Consider the following 15,698-nt stretch of genomic DNA (forward strand, 5'->3'; position numbering starts at 1 on the left):
CGGGTGCGGGACGGTACCGGCATGCGAGCGAAGCGACGCGGTACGTGGCCGGCCCTGGGATTCCTGCTGTTCCTGCTGATCCTGACGCTGCCGACACCCACGCCCCGCCCCCTCCCCCTGGCCCCGACGTCCACGGACACATCGGTGCCGGCGATCGCCCGGACCTGGCCCGTGGGCGCCCGCCCGGCGGTCCTCCGCGGCTGGGAACCCCCGGCGACGGTGTACGGCCGCGGCCATCGCGGTGTGGACCTGGCAGCCCCGTCCGGGACCCCGGTGCGCGCGGTGGCACCGGGCCGGGTGTCCTTCGCGGGCCGGGTGGCGGGCAAGGGCGTGGTGTCCGTGGAACTGACGGGAACAGATCTCCGGACGACGTACGAACCGGTGCGGCCGTCGGTCGAGAAGGGCGACGAGGTGGAGGCGGGCGAGGTGGTGGGAACGGTGGAACCTTCGGGCTCCCACTGCACGACCACGTGCGTGCACTGGGGCCTGCGGCGGGGCGAGACCTACCTGGACCCACTGTCCCTGCTCCCGCCGTGGCTGCTGCGCAGAGGCCCGTCGAGACTCCTGCCCGTACTCGACGTCCCCCTGCCTTGACCGTGGAACGGCGCGGCGGGGTGGCCCCGGGCCCATGGGAGGCGCCGGCCACGAGGGTGACTCCGGGCCCGCGGGGGTGGCTCCCGGCCGTAGGGACAACTCCCGGCCGACAGGGATGACCCCCACCACGGGGCGGCTCCCGGCCCACGGGGGTAGCTCCCGCCACAGGAAAGGCGACCGACCCCCGGCGACTCCAGTCCGCCGAAGCGGCCCCCGCCCCCGACGGCCGGCGACCGTACCGGGTGCGATGCGTTGCCGACCTACGTCAGCGGAGCAGTACCGCGAAACCCGCCCAGGCCTCAGCCCCGGACGCCCCTCAGCGCCATGGAAACCGCCGCCTCGGTGATCACCGAGGGCTCCTCCGCGGCCCCGAGCTCGATCCTGCGCACAGCCGCGTCCACGACCCCCTGCACCAGCATCGCCGCCAGCCGGGGCTGCTCGTGCCCCATCTCACCGAGCGCCTCGACGATCATCGCCACCAGACCGCCGTGCGCCGCCCGGATCTTCTCCCGGGCCCCCGCGTCCAGCTCACTCGCGGAGATCGCGACGACAGCGCGGTGCCGCCGGTCCCCGACGAGCGCGAGCTGCCGCCGCACATAGGCCTCGACCTTGGCCTCCGCGTCCTGCGCCGCGGCCATCGCCACCGAGACCTCCGCGACCCATACCGGGAAGTCGACCTCGCACAGCTCCTCGACCACGGCGGCGCGCGAGCGGAAGTACTCGTACACGGAAGAGCGCGCGAGCCCCGTCCGCTCGGCGAGAGCGGGGAAGGTCAGCGCCTCCGTCCCGCCCTCGGACAGCAAAGACCGGGCCGCGTCCAGCAGGGCGGCTCGTTGCATCGTCCGGTGCTCGGCCACCGAGGCCGCTCGAATCCTTGGCACGTCAACCACTGTACGGACGCGCCACTCCCGACGGGAGGTACTCCACCCCGCCGGCCCGCGCCGCGGGGTCGCCCGGCCGGGTCAGCGGCCGAAACTGGCCAGCTTCGCCCGCAACTGGAGCACGGACTTGGTGTGGATCTGGCTGACCCGGCTCTCGGTCACCCCCAGCACGTTCCCGATCTCCATGAGCGTGAGCCCCTCGTAGTAGTACAGGGTCACGACGGTCTTCTCCCGCTCGGGCAGCGTGTTGATGGCCCGCGCCAGGAACCGTCTGAGCTCCCGGTCCTCGGCGACCTCCACGGGGTTGTCCGCGGCGGTGTCCTCCAGCGTGTCCATGAGGCTGAGCCGGTCGCCGCCCTCGCCGCCGACATGCAGCAACTCCTCCAGCGCCACCACGTTGGCCAGCGACAACTGGCTGAACACCGCGTGGAGATCGTCCACCGCGATGCCGAGCTCGCCGGCGACCTCGGCCTCGGAGGGCGTCCGCCGCAGCCGCGCCTCCAGGGTCGCGTAGGCCCGCTCGACGTTGCGGGCCTTCTGTCGCACGGACCGCGGGATCCAGTCCAGCGCCCGCAGTTCGTCGATCATCGCGCCCCGGATCCGGGTGATCGCGTACGTCTCGAACTTGATCTCCCGGTCGATGTCGAACTTCTCGATCGCGTCGATGAGTCCGAAGACCCCCGAGGACACGAAGTCCGCCTGCTCGACGTTGGGCGGCAGTCCGACGCTCACCCGCCCGGCGACGTACTTCACAAGCGGTGAGTAGTGCAGGATCAGCTGCTCGCGCAGCCGCTCGTCCCCCGTCGCCTTGTACGACCGCCACAACTCGTCGAGGGTCGAGGGAGCGGGCGGTCGCACGCTGCCACCGTCACGGGCGGCTGGCGGGATCGCCGCCCGATCGGACCCGGAAGTGTGCTGGGGCATTCGTCGCCTTGTGCCGTTCTGCCGTGAAGTACGCGATGTATGTGAACTGCGTCGGAATCCCCGTGAGCGTAGCGTGACTGAAGTGTCGCAGTGCGCAAAGGGCGTGGCGGGGTCCCCGCGCGAAGACGCTCCGCCGACCGCTCCCCGGAGGCACCGTGGTCGCCCTGTGTGATCACCGGAGCACTTCAACTGCGGGAATTCCCAAGGGCTTCGGGGGTTCCCCCGGACGGCCGAACACGCTCGGTCAGCACGGGCTCCGGCCGTCCCGGACCGAGATCATCGCCTGGCGTGTCAACTTCCAGCCGTCGCCGTGTCGTTCGACGTAACCAAGTGCACGGAGTTCGTACAGTCTCGCGATCGCGTCGTCCTGCGTCGTCTGCGCACCGCGGGCGATCTCGCCCACGTCCGCTTCCCGGCGCCCGGGCAGCGCGGCCAGGACCCTTCGCGCCGCCGGGTCCAGCAGATCGCGCGGCAGGACCGGTCCGCGCCGGTCCGGCGCCAGTTCGCCCATGTCGCCGACCAGTTCGACGACTTCCGCGGCGTCCGTGACGAGCGTGGCGTTGTCGCGCAGCAGCTCGTGCACTCCGGCGGAGAGGCTGCTGGTGGCCGGCCCGGGTACCCCCATCGTGTGACGTCCCAGCCGCTGAGCCGCCCGCGCGGTGACCAGCGAGCCGCTGCGGTGGGCCGCCTCGACGACCACGGTCCCCCGGGTGAGGGCGGCGATCACCCTGTTCCGCAACACGAATCTGCTGGGCGTCGGATGGTCGCCGGGCGGCAACTCCCCGATCACCAGGCCCTGTTCCGCGATCCTGGTGATCAACTGGGTGTGTCCGCGCGGGTAGGGCCGGTCGACCCCGCAGGCCAGGACGGCGACGGTGGCACCGCCGGCACCGAGGGCGCCACGATGAGCGGCGCCGTCGACCCCGTAGGCGCCGCCGGACACGACGACCCATCCGCGTTCGGCCAACCCGGTGCCGAGGGTGGCCGCCATGTGGGCCCCGTACTCGGTACAGGCCCGGGCCCCCACGACGGCGACCGACCTGAGCGCCCACATCCGCAGGTTGGGCCGCCCACGCACCCACAGCCCGAGCGGGCGGGCGTCGCCGAGGTCGTCGAGCTGCCCCGGCCACTCGGCGGTTCCGGGAACGACGAACCGCGCACCGGCCGCGTGCGCAGCGGCGAGATCCCGGTCGGGCTCGGCCACCCGCGCCCGGGCCCGCAGCCCTTCCCACCGCTTCTCCCCCACCCCCGGCAACGGTTCCCCGGCGCCCCGCAACCGTGAGGCGACCTCCCGCACGCCCCACCCCCGGACCCACCGTCCCCCGATCTCGTCCCCGGGCTCGACGACCCGGGCGAGGAAGACCCGCTCGAGCGTCTCGTCGTCGGGTCCGCCGCCGGTCACGTCAGTGCCCCGAGGGCCATGGGCACGCCCCGCGGCACCCCGGTGCGCAGTTGCAGCGCCAGGGCGACGTCCGTCGCGTCCGGACGGTCATGTCCGACGAGGTCCGCGACCGTCCAGGCGACCCGTAGGACACGGTCGAGTCCGCGGGCGGTCAGGGCGCCTCGTTCCAGACTGCGCTCGGCGTCGTCCATCGCCCCGGACACGGCGTGCCAGCGGCTTCGCAGCTCGCGACCGGGCACTTCGCTGTTGGTCCGCCACGGGGTGCCGGCCAAGCGGGTCGCCGCCCGTTCCCTGGCGGCCCGTACCCGGTCGGCGACCACCTGGGTGGACTCGCCCCGGGCGCCCCGCTGGGCGAGCTGGTCGCGCGTGACGCGGTCCACCTGCACCCGCAGGTCGACTCGGTCGAGCAGCGGACCGGAAAGCCTCGCCTGATAGCGGCGGATCGCCGAGGGCGGGCATTCGCAGAAGTCGTCGGTCTGCGAGAAGCGACCGCAGGGGCACGGGTTGGCGGCGAGCACCATCAGGAACTTCGCCGGGAACCGTACGACGCCCGCGCTGCGCGCGATCACCACGTGCCCCGCCTCCAGCGGCTGCCGCAGCGCGTCAAGGGCCCGGGTGGTGAACTCGGGTGTCTCGTCGAGAAAGAGGACCCCTCGATGTGAGAGCGAGACGGCCCCGGGGCGGGCGACACCGGCTCCGCCGCCGACGAGGGCCTGCATGGTGGCCGAGTGGTGCGGGGCGCAGTAGGGGGCGACGTCGATCAGGGGCTTGCCCGGCGGCAGCAGGCCCGCCACCGAGTGCACCGCCGTCACCTCGAGGGACTCCTCCCGGGCCAGCCGGGGCAGCACCGCGGGCAGCCGCTCGGCGAGCATCGTCTTGCCCGCGCCGGGCGGCCCCTCCAGGAACAGGTGATGGCCGCCGGCCGCCGCGACCTCCACCGCCGTCCGCGCCGAGAGCTGACCGACGACGTCGGCCAGGTCGTGCCCGTGGTCCTGGTGAGCGGCCGAGGCGCTGTGCATCCCGGTGGCGGCGCCGGTGCCCGGCACGCGCAGACCGGCCAGCAGCGGATCGGGGCGGCCCGGCTCATGTGGTACCTCGTCGGGCACCGGCTCGTCCGTGAGTACCGCGATCAGCTGCCGGAGACTGCGCACGCCGAGGACGGAGACGCCGGGTACCAGCGAGGCCTCGGCGGCGGCGCACTCCGGCACGACGACCTGTTCGTAGCCGGAGTCGGCGGCGGCCAGCACCGCCGGCAGGATGCCCCGGACAGGGCGTACCCGGCCGTCCAGGCCCAGTTCCCCGATCATCACGATGTCGGCGAGCACGCGCGGGTCGATCCGCTCGGAGGCGCCGAGCACGGCGCACGCGACGGCGAGGTCGAACCCCGAGCCGCCTTTCGGTACCGATGCCGGGCTGAGCCCCACCGTGAGCTTCTTCTGGGGCCACTCACCACCCGAGTTCACGACGGCCGCCCGGACCCGGTCGCGGCTCTCCGTCAGGCTCTTGTCGGGCAGCCCCACCAGGGTGAACGCGGCGACTCCCGGCTCCAGGTCCGCCTGGACCTCGACCACGACTCCTTCGACGCCCACCAGGGCCACCGAGCACGTGCGAGCGAAACCCATCTCAGGCCACCCCCCGCGCGTGCTCGACCACGGGGGCGCCGCGCTGCGGCAGGACCACGCCCACGAGGTCGATGCGGACGCCTCCCGGCGGTGCCCCTCCGTGGGCCTGGATCCAGCATGCGGCGAGGCAACGCAGCCGTTCCGCCTTCTCGGGGGTCACCGCGGCCATGGGGTGCTCGAAGGCACCCACCCGGCGTGTCTTGACCTCGCAGACGACCAGGACCTCCCCGTCCTGCGCCACGATGTCGATCTCGCCGGTCCTGCCACAGCGCCAGTTGCGCTCCAGGACCGTCATCCCGGCCTCGGTCAGCCGCCTCGCGGCCAGACTCTCGCCGTACTTGCCGAGTGCACTGCGTGCGTTCATGTCGGCACCACCTCCGGCGCCAACGATCACGCAGTCCCGCCCACCGAGTTGATCTTGGTGGACTACTCACCGGTTGTGGAAAACCCCGTCACCCACAAGAGCGCCGACGTGAGCACCCGTCACTCGCCACCCGGACACCCGTACCCGTCACCGGTCACCCGCCCGGCAGCTCCAGATCGCTCTTGTTCAGCTCCTCGATGTTCACGTCCTTGAACGTCAACACCCGGACCTGCTTCACGAAGCGAGCCGGCCGATACATGTCCCACACCCAGGCATCCGCCATGGACACCTCGAAGAACACCTCACCCTGGACCGAGTGCACCTGCATCTCGTAGTCGTTGGTCAGGTAGAAGCGCCGTTCGGTCTCGATCACGTATTTGAACAGACCGACGACATCGCGGTACTCCCGGTAGAGCTTGAGCTCCATCTCGGTCTCGTACTTCTCGAGGTCCTCGGCGCTCATGGCATGTTCCCCTTCACCCGTGCGATCCCACCATTGTGCGTCAGCCCCGTCAGCCCCTAGACGATTTCGGTGTCGAGGGTCACGGGTCCGGCCGGGGGACCATCGTCGAGCAGCCTGCGCAGCAGCTCGGCGAGTCTGGTCGGATACACCGTCTCATGTGCCCGGGTCAGTTCCTGACACGTCCACCAGCGCGCTCCGGCGACACTTCGCCGCTCCAGCTCGGTGAGGGCCGTCGCCTCGATGGCCGTCTGCGTCGTACGGGCCAGGTAGTACCACTCGTCCTGGTCCCAGCGGCGGCCCGCGAACGGGAAGGAGCACGTCCGGCGCCACAGCACCGGCCCCAGCTCCACCTCGGCGATGCCGGTCTCCTCCAGGAGTTCCCTCAGCGCGGCCTCTTCACGGGTCTCGTCGCCCTCCAGTCCGCCGCCGGGGGTGAACCACCAGTCGTCGGCCGGATCGTCCGGTTCGTGCCCGTGCAGGAGCAGGATGCGGTCCTCGGGGTCGAGCAGCACCACCCGGGACACCTTGCGCAGCTCGCCGTCGAACGCGCGCTCGGAGGGGGCCGGCACCTCAGCGGGCACCGGCGGGCTCCGTCCGGGCGGCGGGACGCCGCCCGGTGCGGAGCTTGGCGAGCGGTCCGTACGCGCCGCCGCCCAGCACCAGCACCGCGCCGACGACGATCAACGCGACGATGATCCGCAGCGGACCCGGTGCGGAGATCGCGCCGAGCGGCTCGAAGCCGGTGGGCCGCTCCAGCATGCCCTTCATGGGCCAGACGACGGCGTCCACGCGGGCGGTCACGGCCGAGCGGGCGACGGTGCCCTGGGCGGCGTCGGTGAGGTGGGCGGAGGAGTCGAGCGAGCCCTGGCGCTCGTCGCCGAGCAGGAAGAGGCGGTCCTTGGGCACCTTCACGGTCGGGATGGACTTGTCCTCGACCGCGCCGCCCTTGAGATACGTCTCGTCGATCTTCTTGCCGTTGACGGTCAGCTTCCCGTCCGTGCAGCAGGAGACCGTGTCGCCGCCGACCGCGACGACGCGCTTGACCACGGGGGCGTTGCTCACCCAGTTCTCGTCGGTGAAGACGACGACGTCACCCCGGCGTATCTCGTCGCTGTCGACGCGCTGCGCGAGGACCCGGTCGCCCGCGTCGATGGTGGGCGTCATCGAGCCGGTGGGCACGGTGTACGGCAGATACAGCACCGCTCCCCAGGCGAATCCCCCGAGGAACAGCACAATGCCCAGTGCGACGGCCAGGCCGGACAGTCGCTGTCCGGTCCGGCTGCCCACCGGGCCCGTGCTGGTGCCACCGCGGTGCGGGGCCGTACGTGTAGTGCTCTCGCCACCCATGGACCCGCACCCTACCGGGCGGTACCGGAGCGGGTCAGCCCCTCCCGCCCGGCGGTGACGACAAGCTCCGCAAAGCTTTCACCAGGTCGCGTGGCATCCCGCGGGACCCGGCTGCGATCAGCGGGTGGGCTCCGCCGCGGTCTTCCTGCGGCGCCACAGCGCCACCGGCAGCACACCGACGAGGGCGATCCCCTGCGGCGCAACGCTCAGGGCGGCGGACGCCGACGCCTGGTCGTTGATACCGGCCTGGTCGAAGGTGTCCGGCTTCGGCAGGGTGTCCCAGCGGTTGATCGGCCAGGCCTTCACGACGGCGCGACCGACGACGTCCTTGACCGGGACCATGCCGTGGTGCGCGTCCGACTGGTTGTACCGGGAGTCGCGGGAGTTCTGCCGGTGGTCGCCCATCACCCAGATGTAGCCCTTGGGGACCTTCACGGTGAACTGGCCACCCTGGTCGTCCTGGCTGCACGGGGTGTTGCCCGCGTAGACGTACGACGACTCGCTCAGCGCATGTCCGTTGACCTTCAGCGGACCGGTGCCCTCGCAGGAGACCGTGTCGCCGCCGACGCCGATGACGCGCTTGATGAGGTCCTTCTCCTCGGCGGACGGCATCAGGCCGATCCAGGAGAGGAACGTCTGTACGGCGTTCGGGTCCGCCGTCGGCTCGCCCGCCAGCCAGTTGTCGGGGTCGTGGAAGACGACGACCTCGCCGCGCTCGGGCTCGGACCCGAACCACGGGGTGAGCTTGTCGACCAGCACGCGGTCGCCCTGCTGGAGGGTGTTCTGCATCGAGTCCGACGGGATCGAGAAGGCCTGCACCAGGAACGTCTTGATCAGCAGCGCCAACACGAGCGCGATGCCGATCAGGATGGGCAGTTCCTTCCAGAAGGAGCGCTGCTTCTTCGCCCGGGGTGCCGTGCCGCCCGGCCCCTGTTCGTCCGTCCTGGGAGCCTCTCCCGCCGTTGTACCGTCCTCGGTCGCCCCGGAGTCACTCCCGGAGGTCACGGCGCTGTCCGCGGCCGGGTCGGCTGCTTCCACGGGGCGTCCGCGGTGCTCCTCGCCGTCGTGCCCGGATCGTGCGCCAACCGCCACATCCCCCACGCCAACTCCTTACTCTGTGCCGCCGCCTGCCCCAAGTACGGCGCAGGCCCACCACTCCCATAACGAGCGGGAGTTCCGCAGGGCTCGGGAGTTGGATCGCTTCGTTCGGATCGTCGGGTGCAACCCTAAGCGACGGCTGAGAGGCTGCGGTCGTCGCGGCTGCCGAGTCGGCAATGGAAGAGTAAGTTTTCGGCTCTTTCAGCGTGGTCCAGTGCCCGAAGGGCCAGGCGATGACCATGGCCCGCCCCACGACGGAGTCCAGGGAGACGGTTCCGCCGTAGTCGGTGTTCTGGTGGAAGCGGGAGTCCGCGGAGTTGGCGCGGTGGTCGCCCATCACCCACAGCCGCCCCTGGGGGACGGTGATGTCGAACTGCTGAATGGACGGGGCGTTTCCGGGATACAGGTAGTCGGTCTCGCTCAGGGGTACGCCGTTGACGGTCACCCGCCCCTGTGTGTCACAGCACTTGACGCGGTCGCCGCCGACTCCGACGACCCGTTTGATCAGGTCCTTCTCATTGTCGGAGGGCAGCAGGCCGATGAAGGTGAGCCCTTCCTTCACCTGCTTGACGACGACGGGGTCGTTCTTCTTCGTCGTGGTCTGCTCGTCCTGGAGCCAGCCGCCGGGGTCCTTGAACACGACGACGTCCCCGCGCTGCGGCTCGGAGCCGAACCACGGGGTGAACTTGTCGACCAGGACCCGGTCGCCGATCCGGATCGTCTGCTCCATGGAGCCGGACGGGATCACGAACGCCTGGACGAGGAACGTCTTGAGGACGAGGGCTATGAGGACCGCGACGCCGACGAGGAGGGGTATCTCCTTGACGGCACCCCGCCGTCGGCGCCGCTTGACCTTGCGCTGGAGTTTGCGCCGCTCCGCGCGGGAGCGCCCGCTGCCGCCGGGGGTCGAGGAGCGCCGGACGCCGGTGGGCAGCGGATTGTCCGCGGCGTCGCTCGTCACACCGCGCGGTCGTCCGCGGTTACCCATGCGCGCCCTCCGACTCGGGCACACGCGCGTAGGCGGCGGAACGGTGCAGGCGGGTGGCGTGGCCGGCGGGCCAGATGATCCAGTCGGCCCGGCCGAGGACGTCCTCGACGGGGATCATGCCGCCGCCAGGTGAGCCCAGGTGGTCCCGGGAGTCGCTGGAGATGCTGCGGTGGTCACCGAGGACGAACAGGGCGCCGTCGGGCACCTCCACGTCGAAGGGCACCGAGGACGGACTGTCGTCCGGGTACAGGAAGCCCGACTCGTCGACCGACCGGCCGTTCACCTCGATCCTCCCCTTCTCGTCGCAGCACACCACGTGGTCTCCCCCCACACCCACAACGCGTTTGACGTAGTCCCCGTCCCCGAAATACCCGGTTCCGTCGAACACCACCACATCACCGCGCTGCGGATCGGCACCGAAACGGTACGCCAACCTATTTACGAGAACGCGGTCCCCGATCCTCAATCCGTTTTCCATGGATCCGCTGGGAATCTGGAAAGGTCTGACCACGAACGTACTGAGGAGCAGAAGAAAGACCAGGCAGAGCAACAGGGTCAGGGAGATCCAGCCGCCGGGCAGCCACCCGGTGATCCGCGACACCCACCTGGGTAGCAACGCGAAACGCGACCGTTCCTCCGCGGTCCCTGGATCAGGGCGGGAGGAGCGGTCGCGCTCCGTCGGCTGTGCTTCGGTGTCCATCGGAGCCAGATGCTATCCGGCCCCGCTGTGACGCCCGAGAGGCGCTCAGTTGTCGCGCTTCTCCTTGATCTTCGCGGCCTTGCCGCGGAGCTCGCGCAGGTAGTACAGCTTGGCGCGACGCACGTCACCGCGGGTGACCAGCTCGATCTTCTCGACGATCGGGGTGTGCACCGGGAAGGTGCGCTCGACGCCGACGGAGAACGAGACCTTGCGGACCGTGAAGGTCTCACGGACACCGGCGCCCTGGCGACGGATGACTACGCCCTTGAACTGCTGCACACGGGAGCGGTTGCCCTCGATGACGCGGACGTGGACGTTGACGGTGTCACCCGGGCGGAACGCGGGGACGTCGCTGCGCAGCGACGCGGCGTCGACGGAGTCGAGCAGGTGGGACATTTCAGCTGCTTTCTTCACCCATGCCACAGGTCATAGGCGGTAGTTAGGTGTTTCGTGAGGATGCTGTCCGTGTCGGGGCGGGCGTCGTGTCCCCCTGTGGCAGGGGCGCACGCCGGACGACGCACGACAGCGTCCTATTGTTCCACGCCTTCCGGCCTGCGCCAAAATCGGCCGTACGGCTCCCCCGCCGGGTCCGGCGCCCAGCCCAGGATGGAGAGCATCTCGCGGTCCTTCTTGTCGAAGGCCTTGGGATCGCAGCGTTCGATCAGGTCGGGCCGGTGGGCCGCCGTACGCCTGAGGGCCTCGTCGCGGCGCCAGCGGGCGATCTTGCCGTGGTGCCCGCTGAGCAGCACGTCCGGGATGCCGCGGCCGCGCCACTCGGGCGGCTTGGTGTAGACGGGCCCCTCCAGGAGGTTGGCCATGGCGCCGGGCGCGAAGGAGTCATCCTGGTGCGACTCGGCGTTGCCGAGGACTCCGGGCAGCAGCCGGGCCACCGCCTCCGTGATCACCAGTACGGCCGCCTCGCCGCCGGCGAGGACGTAGTCGCCGATGGACACCTCGTACACGGGCATCCTGGTGGCGTACTCGTCGATGACCCGGCGGTCGATGCCCTCGTAGCGCGCGGGCGCGAAGACCAGCCAGGGGCGCTCGGAGAGCTCGACGGCGAGTTCCTGGGTGAAGGGGCGGCCGCTCGGGGTGGGGACGACGAGGGCGGGCGTACGGGAGCCCGACTCGTATCCGTCCGCGAGGGCCGAGTCCAGCGCCTCGCCCCAGGGGCCGGTCTTCATGACCATGCCGGGGCCGCCGCCGTACGGGGTGTCGTCGACGGTGTTGTGGCGGTCGTACGTCCAGGCGCGCAGGTCGTGGATCCGCACGTTCAGCTGTCCACGCGCGCGTGCCTTGCCGACGAGGGAGACGTTCAGGGGGTCGAGGTACTCGGGGAAGATCGTGACGACGTCGAGCCTCATGCGCCGTCTTCCTTGGTCGACGCGATCTCCGCCTGGTCGTCGATCAACCCGGGCGGCGGCGTGATGACCGCCCGCTGCGCCTCCAGGTCGATCTCGCTGACGATCTCCTCCACGAAGGGGATCAGCACTTCGCTGCCGTCGGGCCGCTCGACGATGAAGAGGTCCTGGGAGGGCAGGTGCGAGATCTCGGTGATCCGGCCGACCTCGACGCCGTCCGCGGTGACCACGTCCAGGTCCATCAGCTGGTGGTCGTAGTACTCGTCCTCCTCCTCGGGGAGCGCCTCCGGGTCCACCTCGGCGATCAGGAGGGTGTTGCGCAGCGCCTCGGCGCCGGTGCGGTCCTTCACGCCCTCGAAGCGCAGGATGAGGCGGCCGCTGTGGACGCGGCCCGTCTCGATGGTGAGGGGGCCCGTGGCGGCGGGGTCCGTGAGCAGTACGGCACCGGGCCCGAGCCGCAGCTCCGGCTCGTCGGTGCGGACCTCAACGGTGACCTCGCCCTTGATGCCGTGGGCGCGGCCGATGCGAGCGACTACCAGCTGCACTGTGCTTGATCTCCTGTAGGTACGACTACGGGCCGGGGACGGCCCGTGGGCCCTCCCCGGCCCGAGCCGGTGCTGCGGTGCTTCAGCGGACGTGGTCGACGTCGACGAGGTCGACGCGGACACCACGGCCGCCGATGGCGCCCACGACGGTGCGCAGGGCGCGTGCGGTGCGGCCGTTGCGGCCGATCACCTTGCCGAGGTCGTCCGGGTGGACCCGGACCTCCAGCACCCGCCCGCGGCGCAGGTCGCGCGAGGCGACCTGCACATCGTCAGGGTTGTCGACGATGCCCTTCACGAGGTGCTCGAGAGCCTCCTCGAGCATGCTCAGGCCTCGGTCGACTCGGACTCGGCGGCAGCCTCGTCCTTCTTCTCAGCCTTCTTCTTCTGGGTGATGGCCTCACCCTTGCCCTCGTCCTCGCCGCCGAGGGCGTCGAACACGGGGCGCGCGGCCTTCGGAGCGGCCACGAGGAGCGGAGCCGGGGCGGGCAGGCCCTTGAACTTCTGCCAGTCGCCGGTCAGCTTGAGGATGGCGAGAACCGGCTCGGTCGGCTGCGCGCCGACACCCAACCAGTACTGCGCACGCTCGGTGTCGACCTCGATGCGCGAGGGGTTCTGCACCGGGTGGTACAGGCCGATCTCCTCGATCGCACGACCGTCACGACGGGTGCGGGAGTCGGCGACGACGATGCGGTAGTGAGGCGAACGGATCTTGCCCAGACGCTTCAGCTTGATCTTGACTGCCACGGGAGTGGGTTCTCCTGGTTTTGACGTGGTTGGGCACGGCGAGACTGCCGCGTGGGGTTGCGGTACCCGAGTGCCCGATGGACGCGTCAGCCGGAGGCGAGAGGGTTCCTGTGCGGCTGTCGAGTACAGCTAGCCATTGTGCCACACCCTGCGGCTCCCTCCGGACCGAGGCCGGGTACGCGCATGCCTGAAGGGCACCCGGCGCTCCGGGTGCCCCGGGGCAGGGGCCGCGACTGCCACGAGCAGCCGCGGCCTCAGCTCGCCGCCGCGCCCACGATCTCGGGGATCCGGAACGGTTTCCCGCAGCCCCCGCAGACGATCGGCGCCTGGGCCAGGACGGAGGGGACGACTCGTACGTTGCGGCCGCAGTCGCAGACGGCCTTGACCCGGACCCCGCCTCCGGAGGAGCCGTGACGGGCCGCCGGCCCCCGGAAGGAGCGGGCGGTGTCGGCGGAGGTCGCCGCCGTGTGGGCCTTGAGGGCGCGCTGGAGCCGCTCGATGGTCGGGCGGTAGCGGCGCTTTGCCTCGGGGGTGAGCGAGACCAGCGAGAAGCCACTGCTCGGATGCGGCTCCTCGGGGTGGTCCAGGCCCATCTCCTCGGCGATCGCGAGGAATCTGCGGTTGTGGTAGCGGCCGGCGCGGGAGGTGTCGCGGATGCCTCGCGCGGCGGCGATGCCGTGGACTGCCTCGTGAAGCAGTCGCTCGAAGGAGAGCTCGTGACCGCACGCGGACGACGACTCCCCGATCAGGGACTCTGGCGCGGCAAGGTCCGGCAGTTCGGGGTGGTACCGCTGAATGTCGGCCCACGCCTCTGCCAGCTCTGCGGCGAGAACAGGTGGTGTCTGTGTCGTGCTCACGTAATGACAACGAGCCAGAGTGCCGCTGTGTTCCTATTCCGGGCCATCCCAAATAATTTGCACGTACCCGTCAGTTGCCGCTGATGCGTGGAGACGAGGGCGGGTGCGCTGATCTGCGGAGAAGCCTCACAGCTCATACCAAGCCGGTGCGTAGTGTGAGGTACGCCCCGGCGCGTAGATCGCGTCCACGCGCCGGTGCTGCTGGGATCGGCGGGTGCGCAAGGGGCGTTTCGGTCGCTCTCGCGCCGGAGGGCGCTGCGTCAGTAAGAGCGTGCGACCACTGCGACGTTACCGGGGGCGTCGTCGGTTCCCGGCACCGACCCGTCCTCCGCGACCAGACACCGTACGGTCACCGCGTGCTCGGCCAGTCTGGCCTCGCCTTCCGTGCCGAGGGTGGCCCACGGGATCCGTGCCCAGCCGCCGGCGACGGCGACCTCGACGGCCTCCTCGTAGGTCGACACGTCGGCCGTACGGGACTCGCGGCGCTCGCGGGACTGGGCCAGCAGCAGCGCCTGGTCCTCCTCGAGGGCGGCGGGGAGCAGGCGTACGAGATCGTCGACGGCGACCGCCTCCTTGCCTCCCGGAATCCGGCGCGCCACCATCGCGGTGCCGTTCTCCAGGTCACGGGGCCCGACCTCGACGCGGGCCGGTACGCCCTTGAGCTCCCAGTCGACCGCGCGGCGGCCGAAGGGGGTGTCGGTGCGGTCGTCGACGTGGACACGCAGGCCCGCCGCCGTCAGCCGGGCGGCGATGTCGCGGACCTTGGCCAGAACCGGTTCGTCGCCCTTGATGGCCAGAACCACCACCTGCGTCTGCGCCAGCCGCGGCGGGACGCGGAGGCCGTTGTCGTCGCCGTGCATCATCACGAGGGCGCCGATCATGCGGGTGGTCGAACCCCAGGAGGTCTGCCAGACGAGTTCCTGGGTGCCCTCCTTCGACAGGTACGAGGTGTTGAAGGCCCTGGCGAAGTTCTGGCCCAGTTCGTGACTGGTGGCCATCTGGAGGGCCTTGCCGTCGCCCATCATGCCTTCGAGCGTCAGGGTGTTGATGGCCCCGGCGAAGCGCTCCTTGACGGTCTTGCGGCCGGGGACGACGTCCATGGCGAGGATGTTCGTCATGAAGTCCTCGTAGACCTGCCGGTGGATGCGTGAGGCGAACAGGCGCGCGTCCTCCTCGGTGGCGTGCGCGGTGTGGCCCTCCTGCCACAGGAACTCCGACGTCCGCAGGAAGAGCCGGGGCCTGAGCTCCCAACGCACCACGTTCGCCCACTGGTTGATCAGCAGGGGCAGGTCGCGGTAGCTCTGCACCCACTTCGAGAAGTAGTCGTTGATGATCATCTCGGAGGTGGGGCGGACGACGGCGGGCTCTTCGAGTTCCTTGCCGCCGCCGTGGGTGACCACCGCGAGTTCGGGTGCGAAGCCCTCGACGTGGTCGGCCTCACGGGTGAGGTACGACTGGGGGATCAGCAGCGGGAAGTACGCGTTCTGGGTACCCGTCTCCTTGATGCGGGCGTCCATCTCGGCCTGCATCCGCTCCCACAGCCCGTACCCGTACGGTCGGATGACCATGGTGCCGCGCACCGGACCGTTGTCGGCCAGTTCGGCCTTGCTGACCAGGTCCTGGTACCAGCGCGGGAAGTCGTGCGCCCGGGGTGTGAGAACAGGTGCTTTCGCCATGGCGTGATGTTACGGGCCCACGTTGCCGCCATGTGAATTCTTTTCGCTCGCACAGCCAACCCACAAGCCGGGCCCTTCAGCCTCTGGACGAGCGGTCGAGTGCGGAGTTACCTGACATACGGGGGAAGTGCG

General features: G+C 70.6%; 19 protein-coding genes. 1 reads left to right on the forward strand and 18 read right to left on the reverse strand.

The window, feature by feature from the left end; genetic code table 11:
• Nucleotides 1–21: 21 nt before the first annotated feature.
• The gene (locus tag ACZ48Z_RS18560) at nucleotides 22–594 is read left to right on the forward strand and encodes a murein hydrolase activator EnvC family protein (protein ID WP_468736920.1); all 573 of its coding nucleotides are present in this window, start codon (nucleotides 22–24) and stop codon (nucleotides 592–594) included.
• Between the two features lie 299 nt (nucleotides 595–893).
• Here the strand turns inward: ACZ48Z_RS18560 and ACZ48Z_RS18565 are convergent, their stop codons facing one another.
• The 18 genes from ACZ48Z_RS18565 to proS all read right to left on the reverse strand — a co-directional run bounded on the left by ACZ48Z_RS18565 (nucleotide 894) and on the right by proS (nucleotide 15,566).
• Nucleotides 894–1,451: a TetR/AcrR family transcriptional regulator gene (locus ACZ48Z_RS18565; RefSeq protein ID WP_468737112.1), complete on the reverse strand. Its 558-nt coding sequence runs from the start codon at nucleotides 1,449–1,451 to the stop codon at nucleotides 894–896.
• A 105-nt stretch (nucleotides 1,452–1,556) separates the two neighbouring features.
• Entirely contained in the window at nucleotides 1,557–2,399 is an 843-nt protein-coding gene (whiG, locus tag ACZ48Z_RS18570) for an RNA polymerase sigma factor WhiG (protein WP_468736921.1), read from the reverse strand.
• Nucleotides 2,400–2,643: 244 nt separating this feature from the next.
• On the reverse strand, nucleotides 2,644–3,801 hold the full coding sequence (dprA, locus tag ACZ48Z_RS18575) for a DNA-processing protein DprA (RefSeq protein WP_468736922.1): 1,158 nt from the start codon (nucleotides 3,799–3,801) through the stop codon (nucleotides 2,644–2,646).
• The gene (locus ACZ48Z_RS18580; RefSeq protein WP_468736923.1) at nucleotides 3,798–5,423 is read right to left on the reverse strand and encodes a YifB family Mg chelatase-like AAA ATPase; all 1,626 of its coding nucleotides are present in this window, start codon (nucleotides 5,421–5,423) and stop codon (nucleotides 3,798–3,800) included. Before ACZ48Z_RS18580 ends, dprA begins: the two co-directional genes overlap by 4 nt.
• A gap of 1 nt (nucleotide 5,424) precedes the next feature.
• Nucleotides 5,425–5,787: a YraN family protein gene (locus ACZ48Z_RS18585; RefSeq protein WP_468736924.1), complete on the reverse strand. Its 363-nt coding sequence runs from the start codon at nucleotides 5,785–5,787 to the stop codon at nucleotides 5,425–5,427.
• A gap of 154 nt (nucleotides 5,788–5,941) precedes the next feature.
• Nucleotides 5,942–6,250, reverse strand: a complete 309-nt coding sequence (locus tag ACZ48Z_RS18590) for a DUF2469 domain-containing protein (protein ID WP_003965949.1) — start codon at nucleotides 6,248–6,250, stop codon at nucleotides 5,942–5,944.
• A gap of 56 nt (nucleotides 6,251–6,306) precedes the next feature.
• A complete protein-coding gene (locus tag ACZ48Z_RS18595; RefSeq protein WP_468736925.1) occupies nucleotides 6,307–6,831 on the reverse strand; it encodes an NUDIX hydrolase in 525 nt (174 codons plus the stop codon).
• A complete protein-coding gene (gene lepB, locus ACZ48Z_RS18600) occupies nucleotides 6,821–7,597 on the reverse strand; it encodes a signal peptidase I (protein ID WP_468736926.1) in 777 nt (258 codons plus the stop codon). The genes ACZ48Z_RS18595 and lepB (ACZ48Z_RS18600) overlap by 11 nt, the downstream gene beginning before the upstream one ends.
• 117 nt (nucleotides 7,598–7,714) lie before the next feature.
• The gene (gene lepB / locus ACZ48Z_RS18605) at nucleotides 7,715–8,698 is read right to left on the reverse strand and encodes a signal peptidase I (RefSeq protein ID WP_468736927.1); all 984 of its coding nucleotides are present in this window, start codon (nucleotides 8,696–8,698) and stop codon (nucleotides 7,715–7,717) included.
• Nucleotides 8,586–9,683 (reverse strand): signal peptidase I, encoded by a 1,098-nt coding sequence (gene lepB, locus ACZ48Z_RS18610; protein ID WP_468736928.1) that lies wholly within the window; start codon nucleotides 9,681–9,683, stop codon nucleotides 8,586–8,588. The genes lepB (ACZ48Z_RS18605) and lepB (ACZ48Z_RS18610) overlap by 113 nt, the downstream gene beginning before the upstream one ends.
• Nucleotides 9,676–10,383, reverse strand: coding sequence for a signal peptidase I (gene lepB, locus ACZ48Z_RS18615; protein WP_468736929.1), 708 nt, complete (start codon nucleotides 10,381–10,383; stop codon nucleotides 9,676–9,678). Before lepB (ACZ48Z_RS18615) ends, lepB (ACZ48Z_RS18610) begins: the two co-directional genes overlap by 8 nt.
• Before the next feature lie 45 nt (nucleotides 10,384–10,428).
• Nucleotides 10,429–10,779, reverse strand: a complete 351-nt coding sequence (rplS, locus tag ACZ48Z_RS18620; RefSeq protein WP_020128707.1) for a 50S ribosomal protein L19 — start codon at nucleotides 10,777–10,779, stop codon at nucleotides 10,429–10,431.
• Nucleotides 10,780–10,913: 134 nt separating this feature from the next.
• Complete coding sequence (gene trmD / locus ACZ48Z_RS18625; RefSeq protein WP_468736930.1) at nucleotides 10,914–11,747, reverse strand: tRNA (guanosine(37)-N1)-methyltransferase TrmD; 834 nt, start codon at nucleotides 11,745–11,747, stop codon at nucleotides 10,914–10,916.
• Complete coding sequence (gene rimM / locus ACZ48Z_RS18630) at nucleotides 11,744–12,289, reverse strand: ribosome maturation factor RimM (RefSeq protein WP_468736931.1); 546 nt, start codon at nucleotides 12,287–12,289, stop codon at nucleotides 11,744–11,746. Before rimM ends, trmD begins: the two co-directional genes overlap by 4 nt.
• An 82-nt stretch (nucleotides 12,290–12,371) precedes the next feature.
• Nucleotides 12,372–12,611 carry an RNA-binding protein gene (locus ACZ48Z_RS18635; RefSeq protein ID WP_005479813.1) on the reverse strand — a complete coding sequence of 80 codons (240 nt, stop codon included), beginning with the start codon at nucleotides 12,609–12,611 and terminating at the stop codon, nucleotides 12,372–12,374.
• Between the two features lie 2 nt (nucleotides 12,612–12,613).
• Entirely contained in the window at nucleotides 12,614–13,033 is a 420-nt protein-coding gene (rpsP, locus tag ACZ48Z_RS18640) for a 30S ribosomal protein S16 (RefSeq protein WP_328750830.1), read from the reverse strand.
• 254 nt (nucleotides 13,034–13,287) lie between these two features.
• On the reverse strand, nucleotides 13,288–13,890 hold the full coding sequence (locus ACZ48Z_RS18645) for a hypothetical protein (RefSeq protein ID WP_007384963.1): 603 nt from the start codon (nucleotides 13,888–13,890) through the stop codon (nucleotides 13,288–13,290).
• Between the two features lie 260 nt (nucleotides 13,891–14,150).
• Nucleotides 14,151–15,566, reverse strand: coding sequence for a proline--tRNA ligase (gene proS / locus ACZ48Z_RS18650; protein WP_468736932.1), 1,416 nt, complete (start codon nucleotides 15,564–15,566; stop codon nucleotides 14,151–14,153).
• Nucleotides 15,567–15,698 lie beyond the last annotated feature (132 nt).

The sequence above is a fragment of the Streptomyces sp. NPDC031225 genome (genome assembly GCF_055570355.1).

What these genes read in the sequence shown, in the direction of transcription:
- lepB (WP_468736928.1), bottom strand. Translation starts at nt 9,683, where the DNA reads ATGGGTAACCGCGGACGACCGCGCGGTGTGACGAGCGACGCCGCGGAC.
- ACZ48Z_RS18585 (WP_468736924.1), bottom strand. Translation starts at nt 5,787, where the DNA reads ATGAACGCACGCAGTGCACTCGGCAAGTACGGCGAGAGTCTGGCCGCG.
- ACZ48Z_RS18590 (WP_003965949.1), bottom strand. Translation starts at nt 6,250, where the DNA reads ATGAGCGCCGAGGACCTCGAGAAGTACGAGACCGAGATGGAGCTCAAG.
- ACZ48Z_RS18580 (WP_468736923.1), bottom strand. Translation starts at nt 5,423, where the DNA reads ATGGGTTTCGCTCGCACGTGCTCGGTGGCCCTGGTGGGCGTCGAAGGA.
- trmD (WP_468736930.1), bottom strand. Translation starts at nt 11,747, where the DNA reads ATGAGGCTCGACGTCGTCACGATCTTCCCCGAGTACCTCGACCCCCTG.
- proS (WP_468736932.1), bottom strand. Translation starts at nt 15,566, where the DNA reads ATGGCGAAAGCACCTGTTCTCACACCCCGGGCGCACGACTTCCCGCGC.
- ACZ48Z_RS18560 (WP_468736920.1), top strand. Translation starts at nt 22, where the DNA reads ATGCGAGCGAAGCGACGCGGTACGTGGCCGGCCCTGGGATTCCTGCTG.
- ACZ48Z_RS18635 (WP_005479813.1), bottom strand. Translation starts at nt 12,611, where the DNA reads ATGCTCGAGGAGGCTCTCGAGCACCTCGTGAAGGGCATCGTCGACAAC.
- whiG (WP_468736921.1), bottom strand. Translation starts at nt 2,399, where the DNA reads ATGCCCCAGCACACTTCCGGGTCCGATCGGGCGGCGATCCCGCCAGCC.
- lepB (WP_468736929.1), bottom strand. Translation starts at nt 10,383, where the DNA reads ATGGACACCGAAGCACAGCCGACGGAGCGCGACCGCTCCTCCCGCCCT.
- rplS (WP_020128707.1), bottom strand. Translation starts at nt 10,779, where the DNA reads ATGTCCCACCTGCTCGACTCCGTCGACGCCGCGTCGCTGCGCAGCGAC.
- lepB (WP_468736926.1), bottom strand. Translation starts at nt 7,597, where the DNA reads ATGGGTGGCGAGAGCACTACACGTACGGCCCCGCACCGCGGTGGCACC.